Source organism: Hyphomicrobium sp. CS1GBMeth3, from assembly GCF_900117455.1.
Classification (GTDB): Bacteria; Pseudomonadota; Alphaproteobacteria; order Rhizobiales; family Hyphomicrobiaceae; genus Hyphomicrobium_C.
Genome location: NZ_FPHO01000002.1, coordinates 347,806 through 370,453, shown reverse-complemented (window position 1 = coordinate 370,453; position 22,648 = coordinate 347,806). Strand labels below are relative to the sequence as shown.

Genomic DNA, 22,648 nt, shown 5'->3' with positions numbered 1-22,648 from the left:
ATGCCAACGGAGACGACCCGCGTCGAGGCAGTCCTCAAGAGCGAACGGCTCATCATTGCGGTCGGCCTTGCGCTGCTTACGGCGCTCTCCTGGTGGTGGGTGCTGAGCGGATCCGGCACCGGCATGAGCGTTCTTGCCATGACGACATGGACCTTCCCGCCGCCAGCGAGCACCGGAATGGCACCGGAGTGGACTGCCGGATACGCAGTCGTCATGTTCTTCATGTGGTGGATCATGATGATTGCGATGATGACGCCGAGCGCCGCGCCGACCATTCTGCTCTATGCTCATGTCCACCGCTACGAGCGCAAGCTCGGCAGGATCGCCGGCGCAACAACACCGACGTTCGCCTTTGCCCTGGGCTACCTGCTGGCCTGGATGAGCTTCAGCGCATTGGCCACCGGTCTGCAGTGGGGGCTTGAGCGCGCCGGGCTGATGCACACCATGCTGATGTGGAGCACCAGCTCTCTGCTCTCCGGCGTGCTTCTCCTCGCGGCGGGAACATATCAGCTAACGCCGCTCAAGCACGTTTGTCTCGATCACTGCCGCGCGCCCGCCCAGTTCCTCGCCGCAAACTTCAGACCAGGCGCCTTGGGCGCGCTGCGCATGGGCGCGAAGCACGGCGCCTACTGCCTCGGCTGCTGCTGGCTATTGATGGCGCTGCTTTTTGCTGGCGGGATCATGAACCTCGTCTGGATCGCGGGGCTCGCAATCCTTGTCCTCGCCGAGAAGATCCTGCCGCACGGACCGTGGATAGCTCGCATATCTGGCGTCGCAATGATTGCCGGCGGGCTTTGGCTGCTGCTGGGACCCCGGTATTTCGCATGACGTCGTCAGGTCCTGTCCTGGACCGAGCACACCGCGGCGCGCCGGAAATTTAACGAAAAGGCCGGCATGGTGCGTGGTTCCATGCCGGCCCAGTTGCTCGCAAACCTAGAACTTCGGAGGAAGCGCTAGGACCATGATCGCTTCGGGCCGTGCGAGCCCGAAGTAGGCATCGTCGGTCCTCTAGGGGAGCGAGAACACGGTCAGAGAGCCGCCGAGCGTCGTGTACTGCTTGAGGCTCGCATAGCCGCCGACGGCACCAAGGCCCTCGGTCGGATTGTCGAGGCCCGCTGCGAGGCCGATGCCGGCCCAGCCGCCGACGCCCGAGTAGACGCCGACGTACTGCTTGTCCTTGTGCGTGTAGGTGAAGGCGTTGCCGATGATGCCGGACGGGGTCTTGAAGCGGAACAGCTCAGAGCCATCCTTGAGATCGAGCGCTTTGAAGTAACCTTCGAGCGTGCCGTAGAAAACCACGCCGCCCGCCGTCACGAGCGCACCCGACCACACCGAGAACTGCTCCTTCTTCGACCACACGATCTTGCCGTTGACGTGATCCCAGGCAATGAAGTTGCCGAGGTGATCGGAGCCCTCCGGCGGGAACATCGACACCGTCGAGCCCACGTAGGGCTGGCCAGGCGCGTATGTCACCTTGAACGGCTCGTAGTCCATGGCGACGTGGTTGGTCGGCACGTAGAACAGCTTGGTCAGCGGCGAGTAGGCTGCCGGCTGCTGATCCTTGGTGCCGAGCGCAGCCGGAACGATGCCGCGCGTATTGACGTCAGGACCGTTGAGGAAGGTCGAGTACTTCGGATCCACCTTCGGACGGCCGTACGTCGCGCTCTTCGGGTCGAGGTCAACCTCCGTCGCCCAGTTGACGGCCGGATCGAACTTTTCGGCGACCAGCGGAATGCCCGTCTCGCGGTCGATGGTGTAGCCGAAGCCGTTGCGATCGAGGCGCACCAGCACGTCATGCGTCTTGCCCTTGATCTCGACGTCGTCGACCAGAATCGACTCGTTGACCGCGTCGTAGTCCCACTCGTCGAACGGCGTCAGCTGATACGCCCACTTGGCAACGCCCGTGTCGACATCACGCGCGATGATCGCGAGCGACCACTTCTGGTCGATCGGCTTGCCGTCGGGTCCTGCGCGCTGCGCCGGGTTCCAGGTCGAGGGGTTGCCCGTACCGTAGTAGATGAGGTTGCGCTTGGGGTCGAACGAGTACCAGCCCCAAGTGGTACCGCCACCGATCTTCCACTGATCGCTGGTCCAGGTCTTGACCGAGCTGTCCTTGCCGACCGGCTTGCCGAGCGACGTGGTTTTCTCGGGATCGAACAGGATCTGATCGTCCGGGCCGACCGAGTAGGCTTTCCAAACGCGGCTGCCGTCCTTGAGGCTGTAGGCCGTGAGGTGGCCCTGCACGCCGTACTCGCCGCCGGAGATGCCGACGATCACCTTATCCTTCGCGACAACCGGAGCGCTCGTGCCCGTCTCGCCGCGCTTCGGATCGCCATTGGTCACCTTCCAGACCTCTTTGCCGGTCTTCGAATCGAGTGCGACCAGCGTCGTGTCGGCCTGATAGAGGAAGATCTTGCCGTCGCCGTAGGCAACGCCGCGATTGACCGTATCGCAGCACATCACGCCGATGACCGACGGATCCTGCTTCGGCTCATACGACCAGATGATTTTGTTCTCGTCGGCGAGGTTGAGCGCGTAGACTGTGTTCGGGAACGGCGTGTGGATGTAGATCGTATCCCCGATCACGATCGGCGAGCCCTCGTGGCCACGCAGGACTCCAGTCGAGAAGGTCCAGGCGACCTTCAGGTCCTTGACGTTTGATACATTGATCTGATCGAGTTTCGAGAAGCGCGTATGGGCATAATCGCCATTCTGCTGCGCCCAGTTGTTGGGGTCTTCCGAAAGCTTCTTGACCTCGTCATTGGCAAAAGCAGGAAGCGAAAACGCCATTGCTCCAGCAAGAGCAATTGCAAAAGTCCTCTGTTGCATAATTCCTCCGTGCCCACCCGATGGCATGTCCAGCACATGTCTCTGGGATATCAAGGGAAACGCGAGGAGATTAATTCCGCACCGATGGGAAGTCGCATTGCAATAGCACGTAGGGCTTATGACAAATTGACCCATGACAAATGCCATCAGCAGTCAAATTATATCGGAAATAGATGGACAGTTTGTGCACCAATGTTATTCGCTTGTAAGAAAACAACAATGTTCGATAACGGATTTTCAATTGCGCAGACCGCAGATTAAGTTCCTGAAAAATAAAACGACGACGGAGCACCGAAATATGCGCAGTCTGCTGGCCACCACGCTTGCCCTGATGTTTCTCGGAGCAGCATCCACCGCGCACGCGCAAACCTGCGGCGAAGGCGCGGGCGGGTTCGGACGGTGGCTCGAGAGCTTCAAGAAGCGCGCAACCGCAGAGGGCGTATCTCGGCGCGCCATCGCGTCTGCGCTGAGTGGCGTCACCTATGACCCGCGCATCATCCGCCTGGATCGCAATCAGCGGTCGTTCAAACTTTCATTCGAACAGTTCTACGCGCGCCGCGTCGGCACGGCGCTGATCAGCCGCGCCCGTGCGCGCCTCAAGACACACCGCGCGACGTTCGATCGCGTCGAGCGCCAGTTCGGCGTACCGCGCGAGATCGTGGTTTCCATCTGGGGTCTGGAAACGAACTTCGGAGCCGACACCAGCGGCAAGTATTCGATCATCCGCTCGCTGGCGACACTGGCCTACGACTGCCGCCGCTCCGGCTTTTTCACCGGCCAGCTCATCGACGCCGTGCGCATCGTGGACCAAGGCCACATGTCGCCGGCCGAGATGCGCGGCGGCTGGGCCGGCGAGATCGGTCAGACGCAGTTCCTACCGACACCCTATGTCCGCTACGCCGTCGATTTCGACGGCGACGGGCGCAAGGATCTGATCCGCAGCGTGCCCGACATTCTCGCCTCCACCGCCAACTTCCTCAAAGGCCACGGCTGGCAGCCTGGGCAGCCATGGGGACCCGGCACCCACAATTACAATGTGATCCGCGATTGGAACCGTGCCCAGGTCTATCAGCGCACGATCGCCATCATGGCGTCGAAACTCGCCGGCCATTGAGCTGACAGAGGATCACCGGGCAACGATCGTTCCGCGTCTTGCAGACGTTGCCCCTACGCCGCGGCAACGGGCTGTGCTTTGCCGTCGCCGAGCCGGTCGAACCCGAGCGAGGCAGCTACGGCGGAATGCATGATCCGCCCGTCGCGCACGTTAAGCCCCGCCGCGAGATGCGGATCGCGATCGAACGCCGCGAGCCCCTTGTCGGCGAGCTTGAGAACGAATGGCAGCGTCGCATTGTTGAGCGCCTGCGCGCTCGTCACCGGCACCGCACCCGGCATGTTCGCGACGCAGTAGTGGATGATGCCCTCCACCTCGAAGGTGGGGTTGGCGTGCGTCGTCGGCCGCGAGGTCTCGAAACAGCCGCCCTGATCGATCGACACGTCGACCAGCACCGCGCCCCGCTTCATCGACGCGAGCATCTCGCGGCGAACGAGCTTCGGCGCGCTCGCTCCCGCCACCAACACCGCACCGATCACCACGTCGGCCTCGAGCACCGCCTCCTCGACCGCGTGCAGCGTCGAGGCTTGCGTCGCCACGCGACCCTGGAACAGCTCGTCGAGCTGCCGCAGCCGCGGTAGCGACTTGTCGATCACCGTCACGTCAGCGCCGAGCCCCGCTGCCATGCGCGCCGCGTGCGTCCCCACCACGCCACCGCCGAGCACCACCACCTTGGCCGGCCGCACGCCCGGCACGCCGCCCATCAGCACGCCACGCCCGCCCGTCGGCCGGCGTAACCCAATGGCCGCGGCTTCGATCGAGAGCCGCCCCGCGACCTCGCTCATCGGCGCCAGCAGCGGCAAGCCACCGGCGGGGTCCGTCACCGTCTCGTAGGCGATCGCGGCAGCGCCCGAGCGCAGAAGCCCGCGCGCCTGCTGCGGGTCAGGGGCGAGATGCAGATAGGTGAAGAGAATCTGGTGCGGCTTCAGCAGCGCATACTCGACCGGCTGCGGCTCCTTAACCTTGACGATCATCTCCGCCGCCTCGAACACGGCTTCCGCCGTCGGCAGGATGGTCGCGCCGGCCCGTTCATAAGTGGCATCGTCGGCGAAGATTCCGGCCCCGGCGCCCGATTGTACGAGCACCTCATGCCCGCGCGACGCCAGCTCCCTCACCGATCCAGGAACCAGTCCAACACGATACTCGTCGGGCTTGATCTCTGTCGGGACACCGATGCGCATGGGATCTCTCCTGGCCGCCGCGCGTCTGATATGGGCACGGAAATCATACCTGCAAAGTCCAGCGGTCGACCCCGCAATTTTAGGTCCTGCAATTTTACTTGTGGCAGGACGTCAACAAACAGTAACTTTATAACACTTCCTGACATCCACCAGCTGCGGCGACGGCGCCAGACCTCGCCCTGGCGCTGCGATGTCGCCTGCCCACGCCCAGGATCAGTGCATGCCTAATGCCCCCAGCCCGCAATCGCCTTCGCCCCTCGCGCGGCTCAAGCGCGCGTGCCTCGCCCTTCCGGCCGCGATATCGCGCAGTTGGTACGCGTGCCCATTCCGCTGGCAGATCCTGATAGCCATCACGCTTCTGACGCTGCTGACCGGCCTTATTGGGGGCATTCTTGCCGTCTTGGACGCCCGCAACCGCGCTGCGGTCGAGACCCAGTCAAACGTCGAACTCTGGCGCCACCACATCGCAGCACAGGCTCAGGAAATCGACAGCATAGCCGATCTCGCGCCCTTCTCGTGGCGGCTCGCGCAGGAGATGGCGCAGGTTCGCCACGTGACGATCCACGTCCGCGATGCTGACGGAAAGCCTCTCACCGAGCCGCAAGACCCACGGGCCACCACGACGCACCACCATCGCGAACAGGTTCCGGATTGGTTCGTCGCGCTCGCAAAACCAAAGAAAGAGGTGCAGACCGTCCCCATCACCGTCGGCAACCAGCAGATCGGCAGCGTCGTCATCAAGGGCGAACCCGATGACGAGATCGCCGAGGCCTGGGAGCTCCTGGAGATGATGGCGCTGCTTTGGCTCGGGGGCACGGCGTTGATGATGGTCGGGCTCTATTTCGTGCTGGGCTATGTCCTCGATCCACTGGTCGCGCTCTCCGAGGGCATGCACGAGCTCGAGGACGGTCATTACGGTCTGCGCCTCGAGCCGCCACGGGTGCGCGAGCTGGCAACGATCGTCGGCAGCTTCAACACGCTCGCCGGAGCGCTCGACAGTGCCCACGCAGAGAACAGCCGCCTCTACCGCCAGCTCGTCGCCGTGCAGGAGGACGAGCGCCGCCAGATCTCGCGCGATCTGCACGACGAATTCGGTCCCTGTCTGTTCGGCATCACCGCCGGCGCCGGCTCCATCGAGCGCCACGCCCGCGCGCTGCCCGAAAGCCAAGCAAAGCCGATCCTGTCCTGCGTCGAGGAGATCTCGCACGTCTCGGAGCGCTTGAAGAGCCTGACGCGGTCGCTTCTGAACCGGCTGCGTCCCGTCGCGCTCGGGCGTGTCACCCTGTCGGAGCTTCTCGACGAGCTGATCGTGACGTTCAAGCGCCGCCATTCCGATACGCGTTTCGAGCAGAGCTTCCAGGGGCTCGAAACGAGCTACGGCGAGGATATCGATCTCACACTCTATCGCTGCGTCCAGGAAGGACTGACCAACGCCATGCGCCACGGCAAACCCTCACTGGTGTCCGTGACGATCTCCACCAACGAAGCGCCGTCCGGCTCCGTGATCCGCCTTCGCGTTGCCGACGACGGCGTCGGCATCGCGGATGGCGCCACCGTAGGCTTCGGCCTCTCCGGCATGCGCGAGCGCGTGCGTGCCCAGTCCGGCACGCTCGTCATCGAGCCCACGTCGCCGGCTGGCACGGCGCTGCTCGTCACGCTGCCCGTGCGTGCGAAGGACGCAAAGCCGGACGCCGGATCGCAGAAAGGCGAATCAGTCTAAGCCGCGCGCTCTCGCACATCGACCGATACGTCGAGCGAATGCGGCCCGGAATCGAAGATCACGCCGTCGACGGGCGACACATCCGAGTAGTCGCGCCCAAACGCCAGCCCCACGTGGTCCGTGCGGACCTGCAACGCGTTGGTCGGATCGAGTTCCTGCCAGCCGGCTTCCTCGCCGCACCAGACGGACACCCACGCGTGCATCGCGTCGGCCCCCTCCAGGCGCGGCATGCCGGGCGGCGGCTGCGTGCGCAGATAGCCGCCCACGTAGGCAGCCGGCAACCCGAGCGAACGCAGACACCCGATCATGATATGCGCGAAGTCCTGGCACACGCCGCGCCGTGTCGCGAACGCGACGCGCGCCGGCGTCCGCACGTCCGTTGCCTCCGGATCGTAGATGAAGTCGGCGCGGATCTGAGTCATCAGTGCAATCGCGCCCGACAGGACCGGCCGACCGGGCGTGAAAAACGGCTCTGCATAATCGAGGAACGCCGCATCGATCGGCACATGCGGCGACGGGAAAACGTAGTGCACCGGCGAGCGCGCCGAGAGAGAGGTCGTCCCCTGCGCCCACGCGCGCACGTCCTCCCAAGCCGGCGTATCATCGGGCACTAGGGGCAACGGCGGCGTAAGCTGGATCGTGCAACGGCTCTCCACCGTCAGTCTGTTGTGCGGCGCCTGGATCGTGATGTGAGTCGCAGCATTCCCGAAGAAGTCGCGCGTCACCACAAGTTCGCTCGGCACAGGATCGACCCGCATGTCGCGCTGGAGAACGTCGAATCCCGGCCGAGGCAGCGGCAGCAGCTTCAGCACATGCGCCGCGAACGGCACGAAAGAGCCGTAGGCATAGGAGGTGACTTGCCGGATGTCGTAGATCATGGCGTCTCTCCCGCAACAAGCCGTTCGCGCCCGCGGAAGAACGAGAACGTGATCTCATCGGAAAGGTGCATCAGGCCGTTCTCGATGCCGAGGATGTCGTCCGGCTGAATGAGCGCCGGATCCCACGCAACGACCGTCTCATAAAGCCGATCGGCCACCGCAACGGCAGGCGACGACCTCCCCGACGGCGGAAGCAGCGGCAACGCCAGCATATGTTCCTTGAGCCGCGCCATCTGGAACGCGAGCGACCGCGGGTTACTCTCGTCGATCAACACGAGATCGACAACCGGTGCGAACGCGGCCCCGAACGGATAGCGCGACCGGTAAGTCAGCTGGCAGTCGTCGAGCTCAAGCAGAAGATCCATCTCCTCGCGCGAGCCACCATCGCGCCGCGCGAACTGGCGAACAAAACGGCAGGTCGCAAGCGCCCGCTCGATGCGGAAACCGAGCTTCAAGAACCGCCATCCGACAACCCGGTTCATGGTCTCGAGCTGATAACCCGTGACGGCAGCGATCGTGCGCAGCGCCTGGTTCGCGCGATCGAACACTGCCACATCTGTGGCTTCCAGGCTGGGCGGCGCGTGCACGAAGGCGTGAAGATCCTCGAGTGCCCGCCAAGCATCGGGCGGAAACCGTTCCCGCACTCCAAGCCCCGCCTGACGTGCCGCGGCGATCAGCGACGGCACCGCACCCGGGAGATCCGTGTTTCTCAGCGCGGTCTCAGCCGCCTGTTCGGCTTCGCCCGCAGGATAGAGCACGTCCGTCGCGCCCCAGCGGAACAAAAGCTCTCCAATCCCAGCAAGATCCGCAGCACCCGGGCTGCGCTTTGCGGAAACGCGCGCGGCCAGCGCCCGCACGAGCCGCAGCGTCGCCTCCGCCCGCTCAGTATAGCGCGCGAGCCAGAACAGATTGTCCGCCGCGCGGCTCGGCAGCACGCCGGGGTCGCGCCGCACGATGATCTGGGTTTCGCCGGGGATCAGCGTCGTTTGCGCCACCGGCCCATTCGCCAGAACCCAGACGTCGGCCGAGCGCGCACCGCGCTGCATGGATACCGCGCGCAGATCCTGGCTTTTGCCGATGAGCGCGAACCCGCCAGGCATCACCACGTATCCATCAGCCGTCGCTGCCACGAAGACGCGCACGTTGAACGGATGCGGCTCGAGCTGCCCGTTGTCCCACACGGGCGTCGTCGAGAGCGTCGCCACCTCCTGCGCCACGAAGTCGACCCCGCGACGGGCGATAGCATCGCTCAGCTTCGCGCGGCTCGCATCATCCATCTCCGAGACGACCCACGGGCCGCCCGGCGGTATCCCGCTGCTCGTGCGCGAGAACGCCGGCGCGATGACATACGCATCGAGCCGCGCCAACACCGCGTCCCGCACCGCCGGCTCTCCGCACCACAGCGTCGGCAGATGCGGCAGCATCAGCTCCTCGCCGAGCAGGTTGCGCGCAAGCCCTGGCAGGAAGCCGAGCAGCGCGCGCGATTCCGCAAGCCCCGAGCCGAGCGCATTGGCAAGGGTGACGCTGCGCCGCCGCGCCGCCCTTGCGAGCCCCGGAATGCCGAGCCGCGAGCGCGCATTGAGCTCCAAGGGATCGGCGAAGTCGCCATCGATGCGCCGCATCAACACGCGCACCTTGTGCAATCCATTGACGGTCCGAAGATAAACCTCTCCGCCGAGCACCATAAGGTCCATGCCCTCGACCAGCCGGAAGCCGAGATAGCGCGCGAGGTAGGCGTGCTCGAACGATGTCTCGTTCAACGGCCCGGGCGTCAGGAGACACACGCCGGCATCCCCAACCTCACGGTGGCTCGCGAGCTCGACGCGCTGCGCATCGAAGAAGGAGGCCAGGCGGTGCACGTCGAAAGCGCCCAGAACGTCCGACAGCGCCCGCGACAGCGCGATCCGGTTCTCGAGCGCATAGCCCGCGCCGGATGGCGCCTGCGTGCGGTCCGACAGCACCCACCATTGCCCCGTCGGGCTGCGACCGAGATCAATCGCGTAGAGATACAGCTGGCGCGGCGGCGGCCCCGCCTGAACGAGCGGGCGCAGGAAGTCCGGGCTACCGGCCATGAGCGCTGCCGGAAAGCCCAAGCCTGCGAGCTTCTCTCCACCGCTATAAGCGTCCGCCAGGATCGCCTCCATGAGGCGGGCCCGCTGGATGGCGCCGGCTTCGATCGCGGCCCAGTCCTCGGGCGAGATCAACAGTGGCACGTGCGCCAGCGGCCATGGACGCTCCCCCGCCGCGGGATCGTCGTAGACTCGATAGAAGACGCCCGAGTCCTTGAGGTAGCGGTCAGCCGCGGCGAAACGCTGCGCAAGCGCCTCCGCTGGCTCGGCCGCCAGTCGATCGACCAGCGGCGACCAGTGGCCCCGCACGCGCCCCTGCGCATCGACCATCTCGTCGTAGACACCGGGCGCCGGACGGTAATCGCCGATCAGCGCCTGGCGCGCGGGCGAACCATCATCTGCAGCAGCCTCAGTCGTCACGACACGCAAGCCCGTTCCCTCCCCCTCCATGCGGAACACCTGTCCCGATCATGACGGGAGAAAGAGCGACGGGCAAACAATCGATCATGACGGCGGTCGCCGCAGATCGAGCGTGGCCGGATAATCCTCGTTGCGCTCGAGCGGCGGCGCCTTGACCAGGCCCGGCGTGTGACCGTGGTCCTGGAACCGCGCCAGGCGGCGCGCCTCGGCCTCATAGGTGTTGACGGGAAACGTATCGTAGTTGCGCCCGCCGGGATGCGCGACGTGATAGACGCAGCCGCCCAGCGAGCGGTGGCTCCAGGTGTCGAGCACATCGAATGTCAGCGGCGCGTGCACGGGCAGCGTGGGATGCAAACCGGCCGCCGGCTGCCACGCCTTGTAGCGGACACCGGCGACGTACTCGCCCTGCTGACCGGTCGAAATGAGCGGTACGCGGCGCCCGTTGCAGGCCAGCACGTGACGGTGGGGATTGAAGCCTTCCACCTTCACCTGCAGTCGCTCCAGCGACGAGTCCACGTACCGCACCGTCCCCCCGGACGTCCCTTCCTCTCCCATGACGTGCCATGGCTCGAGAGCTTGTCGGAGCTCGATGCGCACGCCGCCGTGCTCGACGCTGCCGTAGAACGGGAAGCGGAACTCGCGCTGCGCCTCGAACCACTCGGGCTTGAACGCGTATCCGGCCCGCTGCAGCCCGTCGAGCACATCGAGAAGATCACGCCAGAGGAAGTGCTCCAGCATGAAACGATCGTGCAGCGCCGTGCCCCAGCGCACGAGCTCCCCGTCCTCCGGCTCCATCCAGAACTTGGCGATCAGCGCCCGGATCAGCAGCTGCTGCGCAAGGCTCATGCGTGCATCCGGCGGCATCTCGAACGAGCGGAACTCGACGAGACCAAGACGCCCCGCCGGGCTATCGGGCGAATAGAGCTTGTCGATACAGATCTCGCTACGGTGCGTGTTGCCCGAGGAATCGACGAGCAGGTTGCGCAAAAGCCGGTCCACGAGCCACGGCGGCGGCGCCGTGCCGCTCCGCGGCGCAGGGATCATGCCGAGGGCGATCTCGAGCTCATAGAGGCTCTCGTGCCGCCCTTCGTCGACGCGCGGCGCCTGGCTCGTCGGCCCGATGAACAAACCCGAGAAAAAGAACGACAACGACGGATGCCGCTGCCAGAAAACGATCAGGCTCTTGAGCAGATCAGGCCGGCGCAGGAACGGGCTCTGCCACGGCGCAGCGCCACCCACCACGACGTGGTTGCCGCCGCCCGTCCCGGTATGCCGCCCGTCAACCATGAACTTGTCGGTGCCGAGCCGCGAGTGCCGCGCCTCCTCGTAGATCGCTTCCGTCGTCGCCACGCACTCGCGCCACGTCGAGGCAGGATGGATGTTGACCTCGATGACGCCGGGATCGGGCGTCACCTTGATGACGTTCATGCGGTGGTCGGCCGGCGGCGCGTAGCCCTCGATATGGACCGGAAGCCCGAGGTCCTCGGCGGTGGCCTCCACCACGGTCAGCATCTCGAGATAATCCTCGAGCGTGCCGAGCGGCGGCATGAACACGCAGAGCTTGCCTTCCCGCAGCTCGACCGCCAGCGCCGTGCGCACCGATGCACCTTCGATGTCATGCGACAACGGCATCGGCTGGCGATAGGGATTGTCCCCCACATGCCGGTAGACTTGCATCAGTTCATCCGGATCCGGCAGCTCTCCGCGCGCCGCGAAAGGATCGTCAGCGATGACATGCGGGACCGCATGCGGCGGCAGCCACGGCAGGCCGCCCAGCGGAAGCCTGAGCCCGAGCGGGCTGTCGCCGGGAGCCAGGAAGAGATGCTTGCGCCTGAGCTTCCACTTCTCACTCATCCAGCCGTTGCCGGCGCGCGATTGCCACCTCTGGATCGGAAGCACGAACCCGGACGCCACGCTGAGGCCGCGGTCGAACACGCGTGCAATGCGCGCCCGCTCCTCTTCGTCGGCGAGCCTGCTGTCGGCCGGATCGACGTTGACGGGAAGCTGCGCCTCCTTGGCGATCCAGTGAACTGGATCTTCGTAGGCAGCCATCACGTGATCGCAGCCGACCCCCAATCGCTCAGCGATACCCTCAGTGAACGCCTTGGCGCCCTCCACGTCCGTCGGCGCCATATAGCCCTCACGTGCCACCAGCCCATCGTTGCGCCAGACGGGCTTTCCATCGCGGCGCCAATAGAGCGCGAACGTCCACCGCGGCAGGCTTTCCCCTGGATACCACTTGCCCTCCCCGTAGTGCAGGAACCCGCCCGGCGCGAACTTGGCGCGAAGCCGTCGGATGAGATCGTCCGCCCGCGCGCGCTTGGTCGGGCCAACCGCGGCCGTGTTCCACTCGGGAGACTGATAGTCGTCGATGGAAACGAACGTCGGCTCACCACCCATGGTGAGGCCCACGCCCTGCACCGAGAGATCGCTGTCCACCACGTCGCCGAGCTTGAGCAGACTCTCCCAGCTCTCCTCGGAAAACGGCCGCGTCACGCGCGGCTTCTCGGCCACCCGCGTCACCTTCATGTCGAACGCGAACTCGACCTCCGCGGCATCGACCGTGCCGGTGATCGGCGACGCCGAGCGATAATGCGGTGTCGCCGCCAGCGGAATATGTCCCTCGCCACAGAACAGCCCAGACGTCGGGTCGAGCCCGATCCAACCCGCGCCAGGCAGGTAGACCTCGGTCCAGGCGTGCAGATCGGTGAAATCGTGCTCCGTGCCCGAAGGCCCGTCGAGCGCCTTGATGTCCGGCGTGAGCTGGATCAGATAGCCGGAGACGAAGCGCGCCGCGAGCCCAAGATGGCGCAGCGCGTGCACGAGCAGCCACGCCGAGTCGCGGCACGATCCGGAGCCGAGCTCGAGTGTCTCCTCTGGCGTCTGCACGCCCGGCTCCATGCGGATGAGATAGCTGACTTTGCGATTGATCTGCGCGTTGAGCGCCACCAGAAAATCGATCGTGCGCTGTTCCTCCCGCGGAATATCGGCGAGAAACTGCGACAAGCGCGACCCCGCAGGCTCCGTCACGAGATAGGGCGCAAGATCGACGGCAAGCTCGTTCGAGTAGGAGAACGGATAGCTCTCCGCATAACTCTCGACAAAGAAGTCGAACGGGTTGACGACCGACATGTCGGCCAGGAGATCGACCGTAACGCTGTACTCGGTGGTCTTCTCCGGAAACACGTACCGCGCGAGCCAGTTGCCGTGCGGATCCTGCTGCCAGTTGACGAAGTGATTGCTGGGCTCGACCTTCAGCGAATAGCTCGGGACACGCACCCTGCAGTGGGCCGCCGGTCGCAGTCTGATGATCTGAGGACCGAGCGAGACCGGACGGTCGTAAACGTAGCGGGTGACGTGATGGAGGCTGGTCAGAATGCCCATGTGAGGCGCGCACCTCGAACGTGATGGACGAGCGTGGCACACCGAAAGCGCCGGGAGAACCGCCTGCCCAGATTTTGCACTGCAACGATGCTGCCTTGTCGCGCCAGGGTGTCAAGCAGGGAACTGCGAACCATTGGCCTAATGTTTAGTCACATACTTGCCTGCGGTTTCGGCAATTGCGACGAAAGTGCGACAGAATGCTTGACGACGACAAACACGCCTGCTGCACTGCACGCGAGCACCCGGCGGGAGGGCAAGCTTAATGCACTATCACACTTATGAACTGGCGCACGCGATGCTGCACCCGGTGCGCCTGATGACGAGGGCGCTGAAGGCGCAGATCGAGACGCCGCTTAATCCCTTCGCGGCGACCGAATTCGCCAAGAACATCGCCGCGGCCTGCGAAGTCTTCGAGGGCATGACGCGCCGTTACGGTAAGCCGGAGTTCGGGATCAAGGAAACTAAGATCCACGGCCTCACGGTGCCCGTGCGCGAGGAGGTCGTGCTCCGCAAGACGTTCTGCAATCTCCTGCATTTCGACCGCGACGAATCCGTCGTCGGCAAGCGCTACGACCCCAAGGTGCTGATCATCGCGCCGATGTCAGGCCACTACGCAACGCTGCTGCGCGGCACCGTCCAGGAGATGATCAAGGAGCACAACACCTACATCACCGACTGGGCCGACGCGCGCGACATTCCCGTTTACGAGGGCTCCTTCGACTTCGAGGACTTCGTCGACTACATCATCGAATTCGTCCAATTCCTGGGTCCGAACACGCATGTGATCGCAGTCTGCCAGCCCGCCGTTCCGGCGCTCGTTGCAGCCGCAGTGATGGCCGCGAACGACGACCCGGCCCAGCCTGCCTCGATGACGCTGATGGGCGGCCCTATCGACACGCGGCGCAACCCGACCAAGGTCAACAAGCTCGCGGAGGAGAAGCCGCTCTCCTGGTTCGAGAGCAACGTCATCAATTACGTGCCTTTTCCGAACACCGGCATGGGCCGACGCGTCTATCCGGGCTTCATCCAGCTCACCGGCTTCATGACCATGAACCTGGAGCGCCACACGCAGGCGCACATGAAGCTGTTCGAGAACCTCGTCAAAGGCGACTGTGACTCGGTTGCGGCCCACAAGACGTTCTACGAAGAGTATCTCGCCGTCATGGACCTGCCGGCCGAGTTCTACCTGCAGACCGTCAAAGCCGTGTTCCAGGACCATGTGCTGCCGAAGGGCGAGCTAACGCATCGCGGGCAACGCGTCGATTGCTCGGCTATCCGCAAGACCGCGTTGATGACTGTCGAGGGCGAGCGCGACGATATCTGCGGCCTCGGCCAGACGGAGGCCGCGCACGACCTTTGTTCGAACATCCCCGTCGACGAGCATTACTATTACGTCCAACCCGGCGTCGGGCATTACGGCGTCTTCAGCGGCACGCGTTGGCGCACGGAGATCCAGCCGCGCATCCGTGAGATGATACGCTCCGTGCAGTTCAAGCGCCGGCTCGGAGAGACCGATACCAAACTGCCGCTTCCCTACCGCTCACTGCACGCAACACGCGAAGAGATCGTCGACTGGCGCGCGCCCCAAGGCGGCAACAACGGTGCGGCAAACAGTACGGCCAACGGTGCAGCACCGAACGGCAGCGCTAACTGATGCGCTGACGAAGCCTAATTTCGCTCACCACACGCCACCCTCGGTCGATGGATGCGCCTGCAATGCGGGCGCGTTGACTCTCGCGGTCGTCCAACTAGAGTGCGCCGCATTCCCATCCCGTCTGCCTTCAATCCAAGGGTTTCCCGATGAGCGCCGTCCGCACGCCCGCGAAACATTTTGCCCCTCTCGCCATCGGGGCGCCCGCGCCTTACCGCGCGCTGCCGGTGCGCATCGAGCGCATGATCCACTTCGTGCCGCCGCACAACGAGAAGATCCGCTCCAAGATCGGCGACATCGCGCGCCAGGTCGACGTCGTGCTCGGCAACCTCGAAGACGCGATCCCGGTCGGCGATAAGGAAGCCGCCCGCAAGGGTTTCATCCAGATGGCGCGCGAGAACGACTTCGGCGCAACCGGCCTCTGGACGCGCATCAACTGCCTGAACTCCCCGTGGGTTCTCGATGACGTGACGGAGATCGTGCGCGAGGCGGGCAACAAGGTCGACGTCATCATGCTGCCCAAGGTCGAGGGCCCGTGGGACATCCATTACCTCGACCAGCTGCTCGCCCAGCTCGAGGCCAAGTACGCCGTTCAGCGTCCGATCCTGATCCACGCCATCCTCGAGACCGCCGAGGGCGTCAAGAACGTCGAGGCCATCGCCGCAGCCTCGCCCCGCATGCACGGCATGAGCCTCGGGCCGGCCGATCTCGCCGCGTCCCGCGGCATGAAGACGACGCGTGTTGGCGGCGGCCACCCGGACTATGCGGTGCTTGCCGACGCCAGCGCAGACGCCAAGGCCGAGCGCGCCCGTGCGCAACAGGATCTCTGGCATTACACCGTCGGCCGCATGGTCGATGCCTGCCTCTCCTACGGCCTCAAGCCCTTCTATGGCCCGTTTGGCGACTTCTCGGACCCGGCAGCCTGCGAAGCGCAGTTCCGTAACGCCTTCATCCAGGGCTGCCTCGGCGCCTGGTCGCTGCATCCGACGCAGATCGAGATCGCCAAGCGCGTGTTCTCGCCGGATGTCAACGAAGTAGCGTTCGCAAAGCGCATCCTCGACGCCATGCCGGACGGCACGGGCGCGGTGATGATCGACGGCAAGATGCAGGACGACGCCACCTGGAAGCAGGCCAAAGTCATCGTCGATCTTGCGCGCCTCGTCGCCGAGAAAGACCCGGAACGAGCGGCCGCCTATGGCTTCTAAGGCAGCCCGGCCTACGGCGATCAACTATGTTTGACAGATATGTTGACATCGGCGCGGTGCTCCCGTCGAATGGGCCACGGGGATAGGACCATGCCGCGCAAACAGACAGTTGTGTCGCCGCGTCGCCGCGAGCGGAAAGCCCGGGCCCAGGACCCGGCCGTGCGCAAGGCGAAGTATGCGCTTGGTCAGGTGGTACGCCACCGTATCTATGCCTTCCGGGGCGTCGTGTTCGACATCGACCCCGTCTTCTCGAACACCGAGGACTGGTACGAGGCCATTCCCGTCGAGAGCCGCCCAGTCAAGGACCAGCCGTTCTACCATCTGCTGGCCGAAAACGCCGACACCGAGTACATCGCCTATGTTTCCGAGCAGAACCTGCTACCGGACGAGAGCGGTGAGCCCCTGCGCCATCCGCAGATCGACGATTACTTCGTCGAGGACGAGAACGGCCGCTATCACGCTGTTTTCATTCAGCCGCATTAATCATCGCCTGGCGCCGCTGGCACGCAACGATGACGCGCTGACGACCGTCGCTCGCGCCGCCGCTTCAAGCCGATTACCAAACAAAAAGGCCGCTCGAACGAGCGGCCTTTTCCAGTGTCAGCAGCTGAGAGAGCTTACTTCTTTTCCTTAGCAGCAGCAGCAGCGGCGGCAGCTTCAGCGGCGCCCGGCTGCGGCGGCAGCTCCTTCATCTTCTCGGTCTTGAACTTCTCGTAGGCTTCCTGCTGGCGCTGGCGGATCTGCGCCATCAGCTGACCGCGCGCCTTCTTGTACTCGGCGTTGTCGACGGGCTTACCGGCGAACGCCTCGGTGAAACCGTCGAGCGGAACCGGGAAGCCGATCGGCTGCGCCTGGGCGTTCATAGCCAGCACCATGATGCCGCCACCGGCCTTCATCTGATCGACGATTTCCTTCGTGGCATCGGTCTCAGCCGTGCAGCCCGAGGCGTGGCACAGCGAGAACTTGAGATCGAGCGGCTTCAGCTCCTTGTCGTCGACCTGCTCGTTCTTAGCGGCCTTCGCCCACTGGTCCTTCGTGTAGACGGCGGCTTTGAGGCCGGGCGGAATGGCCATGCCAAGCGGCACCATGATCATCAAGTGGTCGTTGTCGCTGCCCTCGACTTGGCGGATCGCCGCCGAGACCAGCACCATGCCCGAATTGCCGTCGAGGCGCTCGTGGTGCGTCAGGCAGATGTTCTTCTCTTCTTTGACTTCCTTGCCTTCCTTGTCGTGGTGGACAAGCGGAGACTTCTCGCAGAGCTTCACCCACGCGCTCTGCTTCTGGCCTTCGGCGGCTTTTCCATCCTTGGCAGCCGGAGCGGCATTGCCGTCCTTTGCGGCGGGCGCGGCCTTCTTAGCGTCCTGCGCAAAAGCAAGGTTGCCGGGTGCGGCGAGCCCGAACACGAGAGCCAGCGCAGCGCTTCCCGCAAGCACGCCGCGCCCCAAGCTCGTTGCGAAGCCAAATCTGTGCGACATCGGAAAATCGACCTTTCGTATATGAGCCAGTCCAAAAGCCGCTTAGCACCCCCGGCCAGCAGCTTCGCCCCACCTCGCTGCGCTCAAGCGGCTATCGTTGGCGCGCGCCTTTGACGCTTTTAGGCGTCATCCGGCCCGGCACTAAAGCCCGGAATGCGGCAATCCCGTGGCCGGACGATCCGCTCCTTAACCGTGCACAGGCCGTCGCGCTAGGGCCGTTGCAATAGCGCCACGCATCGCCTGCCGCCAATACGCCATTCATCTGCCGGCGAGGTGTGCTACGTGAGCCAAGAGCCTCTAGGAAATCCAACGCGTTGCGTATGGCCCCTCGCGGAGAACGGCGTGCACAGACCAATCCTCGCAATACTGACGATCTTGGCCCTCGGGTCGGGCCTCGCGACCGGGAATTTTTCCGCGCGCGCCGAGCCGGCCCACGCCATTGCGATGCATGGCGACCCCGCACTCCCGGCGGGCTTTCCGCACTTCCCATACGCGGATCCCAACGCCCCCAAAGGCGGTCGTGTGACGCTCGGCTCGTCCGGCTCCTTCGACAACCTCAATCCGATGATTGTGCGCGGCGAGCCCGTGCAGGGCATCCGCGAGTTCGTCGTCGAGAGCCTGATGGCGCGCAGCCAGGATGAGCCATTCACGCTCTACGGCCTGATCGCGGAGAGGATCGACGTCCCGGAGGATCGCAGCCAGGTCACGTTCCATCTCGACCGGCGCGCCCGCTTCTCCGACGGCGAACCGCTGACGGCGGAGGACGTTCTGTTCTCATTCGAGATGCTGCGGGACAAGGGCCGCCCGAACTACCGCACCTACTACCGCAAGGTCGCCAAGGCCGAAGCAGTGTCCGATCACGAGGTGCGCTTCGTGTTTGCCGACGCCGAGGATCGCGAGTTGCCGCTGATCCTTGGCCTCATGCCGATCCTGCCACGGCACGCCATCGACCCTGAGCGCTTCGAGGAGACAACGCTGACGCCGCTCGTTGGCTCCGGCCCCTACCGCATCTCCGCGGTCGATCCTGGTCGTTCAATCACCTACCGTCTGAATCCAGAGTATTGGGCGCGCGATCTTCCGGTGAACCGCGGACGCTTCAACTTCGACGAGATACGCTTCGAGTACTACCGCGAGGGCTCCACCCTGTTCGAAGCCTTCAAGACCGGCACCATCCGGGTGCGCACCGAGGACGATCCCGCCCTGTGGGCCAAGGGCTACGACTTCCCCGCCGCAAACGACGGACGCGTCGTACGCGAGGAGATCCCGATCGGCTTGCCCGCCGGCATGACCGGCCTCGTCTTCAACACGCGCCGTCCGGTCTTCGCCGATCCGCGCGTGCGGGAAGCATTCATCCACCTGTTTAACTTCGACTGGGTCAACAAGAGCTTCTTCAACGGCCTCTATAAGCGCAGCCAAAGCTACTTCGAGCGCTCGATGCTCGCGTCCACCGGACACCCGGCCGATGAGCGCGAGCGCGCGTTGCTGGCGCCCTTCCCCGACGCGGTGCTGCCGGAGATCATGGACGGCACCTGGCGTGTTCCCGAGAGCGACGGCACGCCTCACAACCGCACCAATTCGCGCAAGGCCTACGAGATGCTGGAGGCCGCCGGCTACAGCATGCAGGACGGCCGCCTTGTGCACACGGAAACCGGCCGGCAGCTCACGTTCGAGATCCTCGCCGCAACGACGAGCCAGGAGCGCCTGCTCGGCGCCTTCCGCGGCGATCTCGCCAAGATCGGCATCGCGGCGCGCATTCGCGTCGTGGACAGCGCCCAGTATCAGGCGCGCCTCAAGGACTACGACTACGACATGATCCAGTTCACCTGGCCATCGTCGCTGTCTCCCGGCAACGAGCAACTTTTCCGCTGGTCCTCGCGCGTGGCAGACCAGCCAGGCTCCTACAATTACGCCGGCGTAGAAAACCCCGCCGCCGACGCCATGATCGCGGCCATGCTCGCCGCCAAGGGGAACGAGGAGTTCATCTCGGCCGTGCGCGCCCTCGACCGCGTGCTGCTCTCGGGCCATTATGTGGTGCCGCTCTTCCACTCCCCGGCGCAATGGGTGGCATCCTGGAAGGATCTCGCACACCCCGGCGCCACGCCGCTGTTCGGCTTCAACCTTGATACGTGGTGGGTCCGCCCCTAGAGCTCTCCCGCGTGCCGACGATCAGAACAAGAAGAATGTACACGCCGCTTTTCGTGCCCGCCGCCAATCCGCCGTTCAACACGGCCCGCTACTGCATCGGGCGTGCGGCAGCGGCGACACCGGAAAAGCCCGCCCTGATCGTCGTTGCCGATGCGGCGGCAGAGCCTTCAGAGGCGTGGACCTACGCCGCCCTCGAGGATGCCGTGCTGCGCACAGCCGGCGCCCTGCGCGCGCTCGGGCTCACCCCCGGCGACCGGGTCATGATCCGTCTCGACAACACGAGCGCCTACGCGATCCTGTTCTTCGGCGCCATCGCGGCAGGACTCGTTGCGTTGCCCGCATCCAGTCAGCTCACCGGTCGCGAAGCGATGTTCCTGCTCGAGGACAGCGGCGCAGCTCTCATCGCCTGCGCGTCGTCGCTTGATGCCTCCAGCCTCGCGCACGCACCGATCGTGCTCTCGCCCGACGACGTAGCCCGCATGATGCGCGAGGGGCCGCGCATCGACTACGCTCCGACGCACGCCGAGGACCCAGCCTTCCTGATCTATACTTCCGGCACCACGGCACATCCCAAGGGCGTGCTGCATGCACAGCGCGCAGCCCTCGGCCGCCGGCCTATGTACCAGGGCTGGTACGGCATTACCCCCGACGACCGCGTGCTGCATGCCGGCGCCTTCAACTGGACCTTCACGCTTGGCGTCGGCCTCACCGACCCATGGGCCAACGGCGCCACGGCTCTGATCTACGTCGGCGAGAAAGACCCCGCCCTCTGGCCCCGCCTGATCGAGCGCACAGAGGCCACGCTGTTCGCCGGCGTGCCGGGTCTGATGCGCCAGATCCTGAAGTACGCAGACCTTTCCTCCTCTGCGATGCCTACCCTGCGCCACGGCCTGATCGCAGGCGAAGCGCCCCCGGCTTCTCTATTCGACGAATGGACCGCGCGCACCGGCCGCCACCTTCACGAAGCGTTGGGCATGAGCGAGATCTCGACCTACATCTCGACGGCGCCCAGCGTGCCACGCAGGCCCGGCACCGTTGGCAAGGCCCAGGCCGGCCGCCGCGTCACGATCCTGCCGATAGACGGTTCCGACGAGCCGCTGCCACCCGATAGCGAGGGCCTCATCGCCGTGCATCGCTCGGACCCTGGCCTGATGCTCGGCTACTGGAACCGGCCTGACGAGCAAAGCGAGGTCCTGCGCGGCGATTGGTTCGCGGGCGGCGACATTGGCCGCATGGATATTGACGGCTACATCGCCCACCTCGGCCGCAACAACGAGATCATCAAGGCTCTCGGCTATCGCGTCTCACCGATGGAGGTAGAAGCTGTGCTCGCGACGCACCCTGCGATTGCTGAGGTCGCCTGCGCCGAGGTGACCGTGCGCACCGACGTGCACGTGGTCGGCGCCTTTATCGTTCTCAAGCCCAACACGCAGTTGGACGCCTCAGCCGTCGGCGCCTTCGCCCGCGAGCGGCTCGCCGCCTACAAATGCCCACGCGAAATCCGCTTCGTCGACGCCCTTCCCCGCACGGTCAACGGCAAAATCAAACGCGCCGCGCTCATCCACTCATAACCCGAAGCTGACGTCGCGAGGTTGGAGTTACGGCCAAGGCGACTTTTTTCCTCGGTCGAGGAAGCAACACGACTTCCAACACTGATTCTGCACGCACAACGGGAACGGAAATATCAGCACAAGAATGTCAACGCAGAAGCAGGGGAAAAAATGCGCAATGCAGTGGATAAAGCCCCCGCTGCATACGCGAGAGCGGCGCGATTAGCGATACCTTCGGCGCGCTTTTAGCGGGGTAACGAGCGATGCGCGGAGCTTTGAAGACTCGGATAGGCAGAACAGTTGGCGTGGTTCTGACCCTTGGGCTCGTTGCCGTCGGACTGCTGAGCAGCGCCCAAGCGCAAAGCCCTCCAGTTGAGCTAAAACGTGCTGACGCCGTCGCGCTCGTCATGTCGACGTTTGTTAGACTCAATGATGCGAATATGTCGGCTAATTATTCGGTCCTTCGGTCGACGAGCGCACCTGATTTTCAGACTCGCTTCAGCGAGCGAAATCTTGAATTGATGTTCGAGGGCATGCGCATTCGACGTATCGACCTGTCGAAGGTTGTCAGTCTGCAACCGGCTATTGTCAGCGCAAGATTCCATACTGATCAGAAGATCCTACAATTGATCGGCTTTGTCGAAACACGTCCGATCCAGACGAAGTTCGCTTTCAGCTACACGAATTACAAAGGTTCATGGCTCCTGTACGGGCTGGCCATCGACTTCGAGGCAGTGCCACAGTCACTGCCCAAGCTGCAGCAAGCTGAGGGAGCCGCTTCATACGAGCATAGATGATCAGGAAGTTATCGGACGTCAGGAAATCGAAATCGGCCTGTAGTGCTCAGGCCACAGATTGGATCAAAAGATGGCGCCCATAAAATTCTTCTGTTGAGATTTAACGCTTTGGTAACGATAACACGAAGGCGTTAGGCAGTGGACTGTGCATTTTTGCACCGGCTACAGGCCTGATGTCTCGACAGCAGAAAAGGCGCCTGCGGCGCAGCAGCTGAGAGATGCGGGCGGGGCGG

General features: G+C 64.4%; 15 protein-coding genes. 9 read left to right on the top strand and 6 right to left on the bottom strand.

Going from position 1 to position 22,648, the window contains the following annotated elements:
- On the top strand, positions 1-828 hold the full coding sequence (locus tag CS1GBM3_RS01830; protein ID WP_072390605.1) for a DUF2182 domain-containing protein: 828 nt from the start codon (positions 1-3) through the stop codon (positions 826-828).
- Positions 829-1,008: 180 nt separating this feature from the next.
- Here the strand turns inward: CS1GBM3_RS01830 and CS1GBM3_RS01825 are convergent, their stop codons facing one another.
- On the bottom strand, positions 1,009-2,829 hold the full coding sequence (locus tag CS1GBM3_RS01825; protein ID WP_072390602.1) for a methanol/ethanol family PQQ-dependent dehydrogenase: 1,821 nt from the start codon (positions 2,827-2,829) through the stop codon (positions 1,009-1,011).
- Positions 2,830-3,127: 298 nt separating this feature from the next.
- Between CS1GBM3_RS01825 and CS1GBM3_RS01820 the strand changes: the two genes are divergently transcribed.
- Positions 3,128-3,943, top strand: coding sequence for a lytic murein transglycosylase (locus CS1GBM3_RS01820; RefSeq protein ID WP_072390599.1), 816 nt, complete (start codon positions 3,128-3,130; stop codon positions 3,941-3,943).
- 53 nt (positions 3,944-3,996) lie between these two features.
- Here the strand turns inward: CS1GBM3_RS01820 and ald are convergent, their stop codons facing one another.
- The gene (ald, locus tag CS1GBM3_RS01815) at positions 3,997-5,121 is read right to left on the bottom strand and encodes an alanine dehydrogenase (RefSeq protein ID WP_072390596.1); all 1,125 of its coding nucleotides are present in this window, start codon (positions 5,119-5,121) and stop codon (positions 3,997-3,999) included.
- A gap of 220 nt (positions 5,122-5,341) precedes the next feature.
- Between ald and CS1GBM3_RS01810 the strand changes: the two genes are divergently transcribed.
- Positions 5,342-6,841: an ATP-binding protein gene (locus CS1GBM3_RS01810; protein WP_072390593.1), complete on the top strand. Its 1,500-nt coding sequence runs from the start codon at positions 5,342-5,344 to the stop codon at positions 6,839-6,841.
- Here the strand turns inward: CS1GBM3_RS01810 and CS1GBM3_RS01805 are convergent.
- The 3 genes from CS1GBM3_RS01805 to CS1GBM3_RS01795 are packed head-to-tail and all read right to left on the bottom strand — an operon-like array spanning position 6,838 to position 13,592.
- Positions 6,838-7,719, bottom strand: coding sequence for a transglutaminase family protein (locus CS1GBM3_RS01805; protein WP_072390590.1), 882 nt, complete (start codon positions 7,717-7,719; stop codon positions 6,838-6,840). The genes CS1GBM3_RS01810 and CS1GBM3_RS01805 overlap by 4 nt on opposite strands.
- Positions 7,716-10,238 (bottom strand): circularly permuted type 2 ATP-grasp protein, encoded by a 2,523-nt coding sequence (locus tag CS1GBM3_RS01800; RefSeq protein ID WP_072390587.1) that lies wholly within the window; start codon positions 10,236-10,238, stop codon positions 7,716-7,718. Before CS1GBM3_RS01800 ends, CS1GBM3_RS01805 begins: the two co-directional genes overlap by 4 nt.
- A gap of 54 nt (positions 10,239-10,292) precedes the next feature.
- Positions 10,293-13,592, bottom strand: a complete 3,300-nt coding sequence (locus CS1GBM3_RS01795) for a transglutaminase family protein (protein ID WP_072390584.1) — start codon at positions 13,590-13,592, stop codon at positions 10,293-10,295.
- A gap of 262 nt (positions 13,593-13,854) precedes the next feature.
- On the opposite strand from CS1GBM3_RS01795, the gene phaZ reads away from it, so the two are divergent.
- From phaZ to hspQ, 3 genes are all read left to right on the top strand, one after another.
- Positions 13,855-15,246 carry a polyhydroxyalkanoate depolymerase gene (gene phaZ, locus CS1GBM3_RS01790; RefSeq protein WP_072390581.1) on the top strand — a complete coding sequence of 464 codons (1,392 nt, stop codon included), beginning with the start codon at positions 13,855-13,857 and terminating at the stop codon, positions 15,244-15,246.
- Positions 15,247-15,392: 146 nt separating this feature from the next.
- On the top strand, positions 15,393-16,448 hold the full coding sequence (locus CS1GBM3_RS01785; RefSeq protein ID WP_072390578.1) for an HpcH/HpaI aldolase/citrate lyase family protein: 1,056 nt from the start codon (positions 15,393-15,395) through the stop codon (positions 16,446-16,448).
- A 90-nt stretch (positions 16,449-16,538) separates the two neighbouring features.
- Positions 16,539-16,931 carry a heat shock protein HspQ gene (gene hspQ, locus CS1GBM3_RS01780; RefSeq protein ID WP_083566953.1) on the top strand — a complete coding sequence of 131 codons (393 nt, stop codon included), beginning with the start codon at positions 16,539-16,541 and terminating at the stop codon, positions 16,929-16,931.
- Between the two features lie 134 nt (positions 16,932-17,065).
- On the opposite strand, the gene CS1GBM3_RS01775 is transcribed toward hspQ, so the two are convergent.
- Positions 17,066-17,923, bottom strand: a complete 858-nt coding sequence (locus tag CS1GBM3_RS01775) for an invasion associated locus B family protein (RefSeq protein ID WP_072390575.1) — start codon at positions 17,921-17,923, stop codon at positions 17,066-17,068.
- A gap of 444 nt (positions 17,924-18,367) precedes the next feature.
- On the opposite strand from CS1GBM3_RS01775, the gene CS1GBM3_RS01770 reads away from it, so the two are divergent.
- The 3 genes from CS1GBM3_RS01770 to CS1GBM3_RS01760 all read left to right on the top strand — a co-directional run bounded on the left by CS1GBM3_RS01770 (position 18,368) and on the right by CS1GBM3_RS01760 (position 22,415).
- The gene (locus CS1GBM3_RS01770) at positions 18,368-20,068 is read left to right on the top strand and encodes an extracellular solute-binding protein (RefSeq protein ID WP_083567238.1); all 1,701 of its coding nucleotides are present in this window, start codon (positions 18,368-18,370) and stop codon (positions 20,066-20,068) included.
- A gap of 35 nt (positions 20,069-20,103) precedes the next feature.
- Positions 20,104-21,639 (top strand): class I adenylate-forming enzyme family protein, encoded by a 1,536-nt coding sequence (locus tag CS1GBM3_RS01765; protein ID WP_072390572.1) that lies wholly within the window; start codon positions 20,104-20,106, stop codon positions 21,637-21,639.
- Between the two features lie 284 nt (positions 21,640-21,923).
- The gene (locus tag CS1GBM3_RS01760) at positions 21,924-22,415 is read left to right on the top strand and encodes a hypothetical protein (RefSeq protein WP_072390569.1); all 492 of its coding nucleotides are present in this window, start codon (positions 21,924-21,926) and stop codon (positions 22,413-22,415) included.
- Positions 22,416-22,648 lie beyond the last annotated feature (233 nt).

Bases quoted from the DNA above. Each gene is read 5' to 3' on its own strand.
- CS1GBM3_RS01830 (WP_072390605.1), top strand. From the start codon at position 1: ATGCCAACGGAGACGACCCGCGTCGAGGCAGTCCTCAAGAGCGAACGG.
- CS1GBM3_RS01825 (WP_072390602.1), bottom strand. From the start codon at position 2,829: ATGCAACAGAGGACTTTTGCAATTGCTCTTGCTGGAGCAATGGCGTTT.
- CS1GBM3_RS01820 (WP_072390599.1), top strand. From the start codon at position 3,128: ATGCGCAGTCTGCTGGCCACCACGCTTGCCCTGATGTTTCTCGGAGCA.
- ald (WP_072390596.1), bottom strand. From the start codon at position 5,121: ATGCGCATCGGTGTCCCGACAGAGATCAAGCCCGACGAGTATCGTGTT.
- CS1GBM3_RS01810 (WP_072390593.1), top strand. From the start codon at position 5,342: ATGCCTAATGCCCCCAGCCCGCAATCGCCTTCGCCCCTCGCGCGGCTC.
- CS1GBM3_RS01805 (WP_072390590.1), bottom strand. From the start codon at position 7,719: ATGATCTACGACATCCGGCAAGTCACCTCCTATGCCTACGGCTCTTTC.
- CS1GBM3_RS01800 (WP_072390587.1), bottom strand. From the start codon at position 10,238: ATGGAGGGGGAGGGAACGGGCTTGCGTGTCGTGACGACTGAGGCTGCT.
- CS1GBM3_RS01795 (WP_072390584.1), bottom strand. From the start codon at position 13,592: ATGGGCATTCTGACCAGCCTCCATCACGTCACCCGCTACGTTTACGAC.
- phaZ (WP_072390581.1), top strand. From the start codon at position 13,855: ATGCACTATCACACTTATGAACTGGCGCACGCGATGCTGCACCCGGTG.
- CS1GBM3_RS01785 (WP_072390578.1), top strand. From the start codon at position 15,393: ATGAGCGCCGTCCGCACGCCCGCGAAACATTTTGCCCCTCTCGCCATC.
- hspQ (WP_083566953.1), top strand. From the start codon at position 16,539: ATGCCGCGCAAACAGACAGTTGTGTCGCCGCGTCGCCGCGAGCGGAAA.
- CS1GBM3_RS01775 (WP_072390575.1), bottom strand. From the start codon at position 17,923: ATGTCGCACAGATTTGGCTTCGCAACGAGCTTGGGGCGCGGCGTGCTT.
- CS1GBM3_RS01770 (WP_083567238.1), top strand. From the start codon at position 18,368: ATGCATGGCGACCCCGCACTCCCGGCGGGCTTTCCGCACTTCCCATAC.
- CS1GBM3_RS01765 (WP_072390572.1), top strand. From the start codon at position 20,104: ATGTACACGCCGCTTTTCGTGCCCGCCGCCAATCCGCCGTTCAACACG.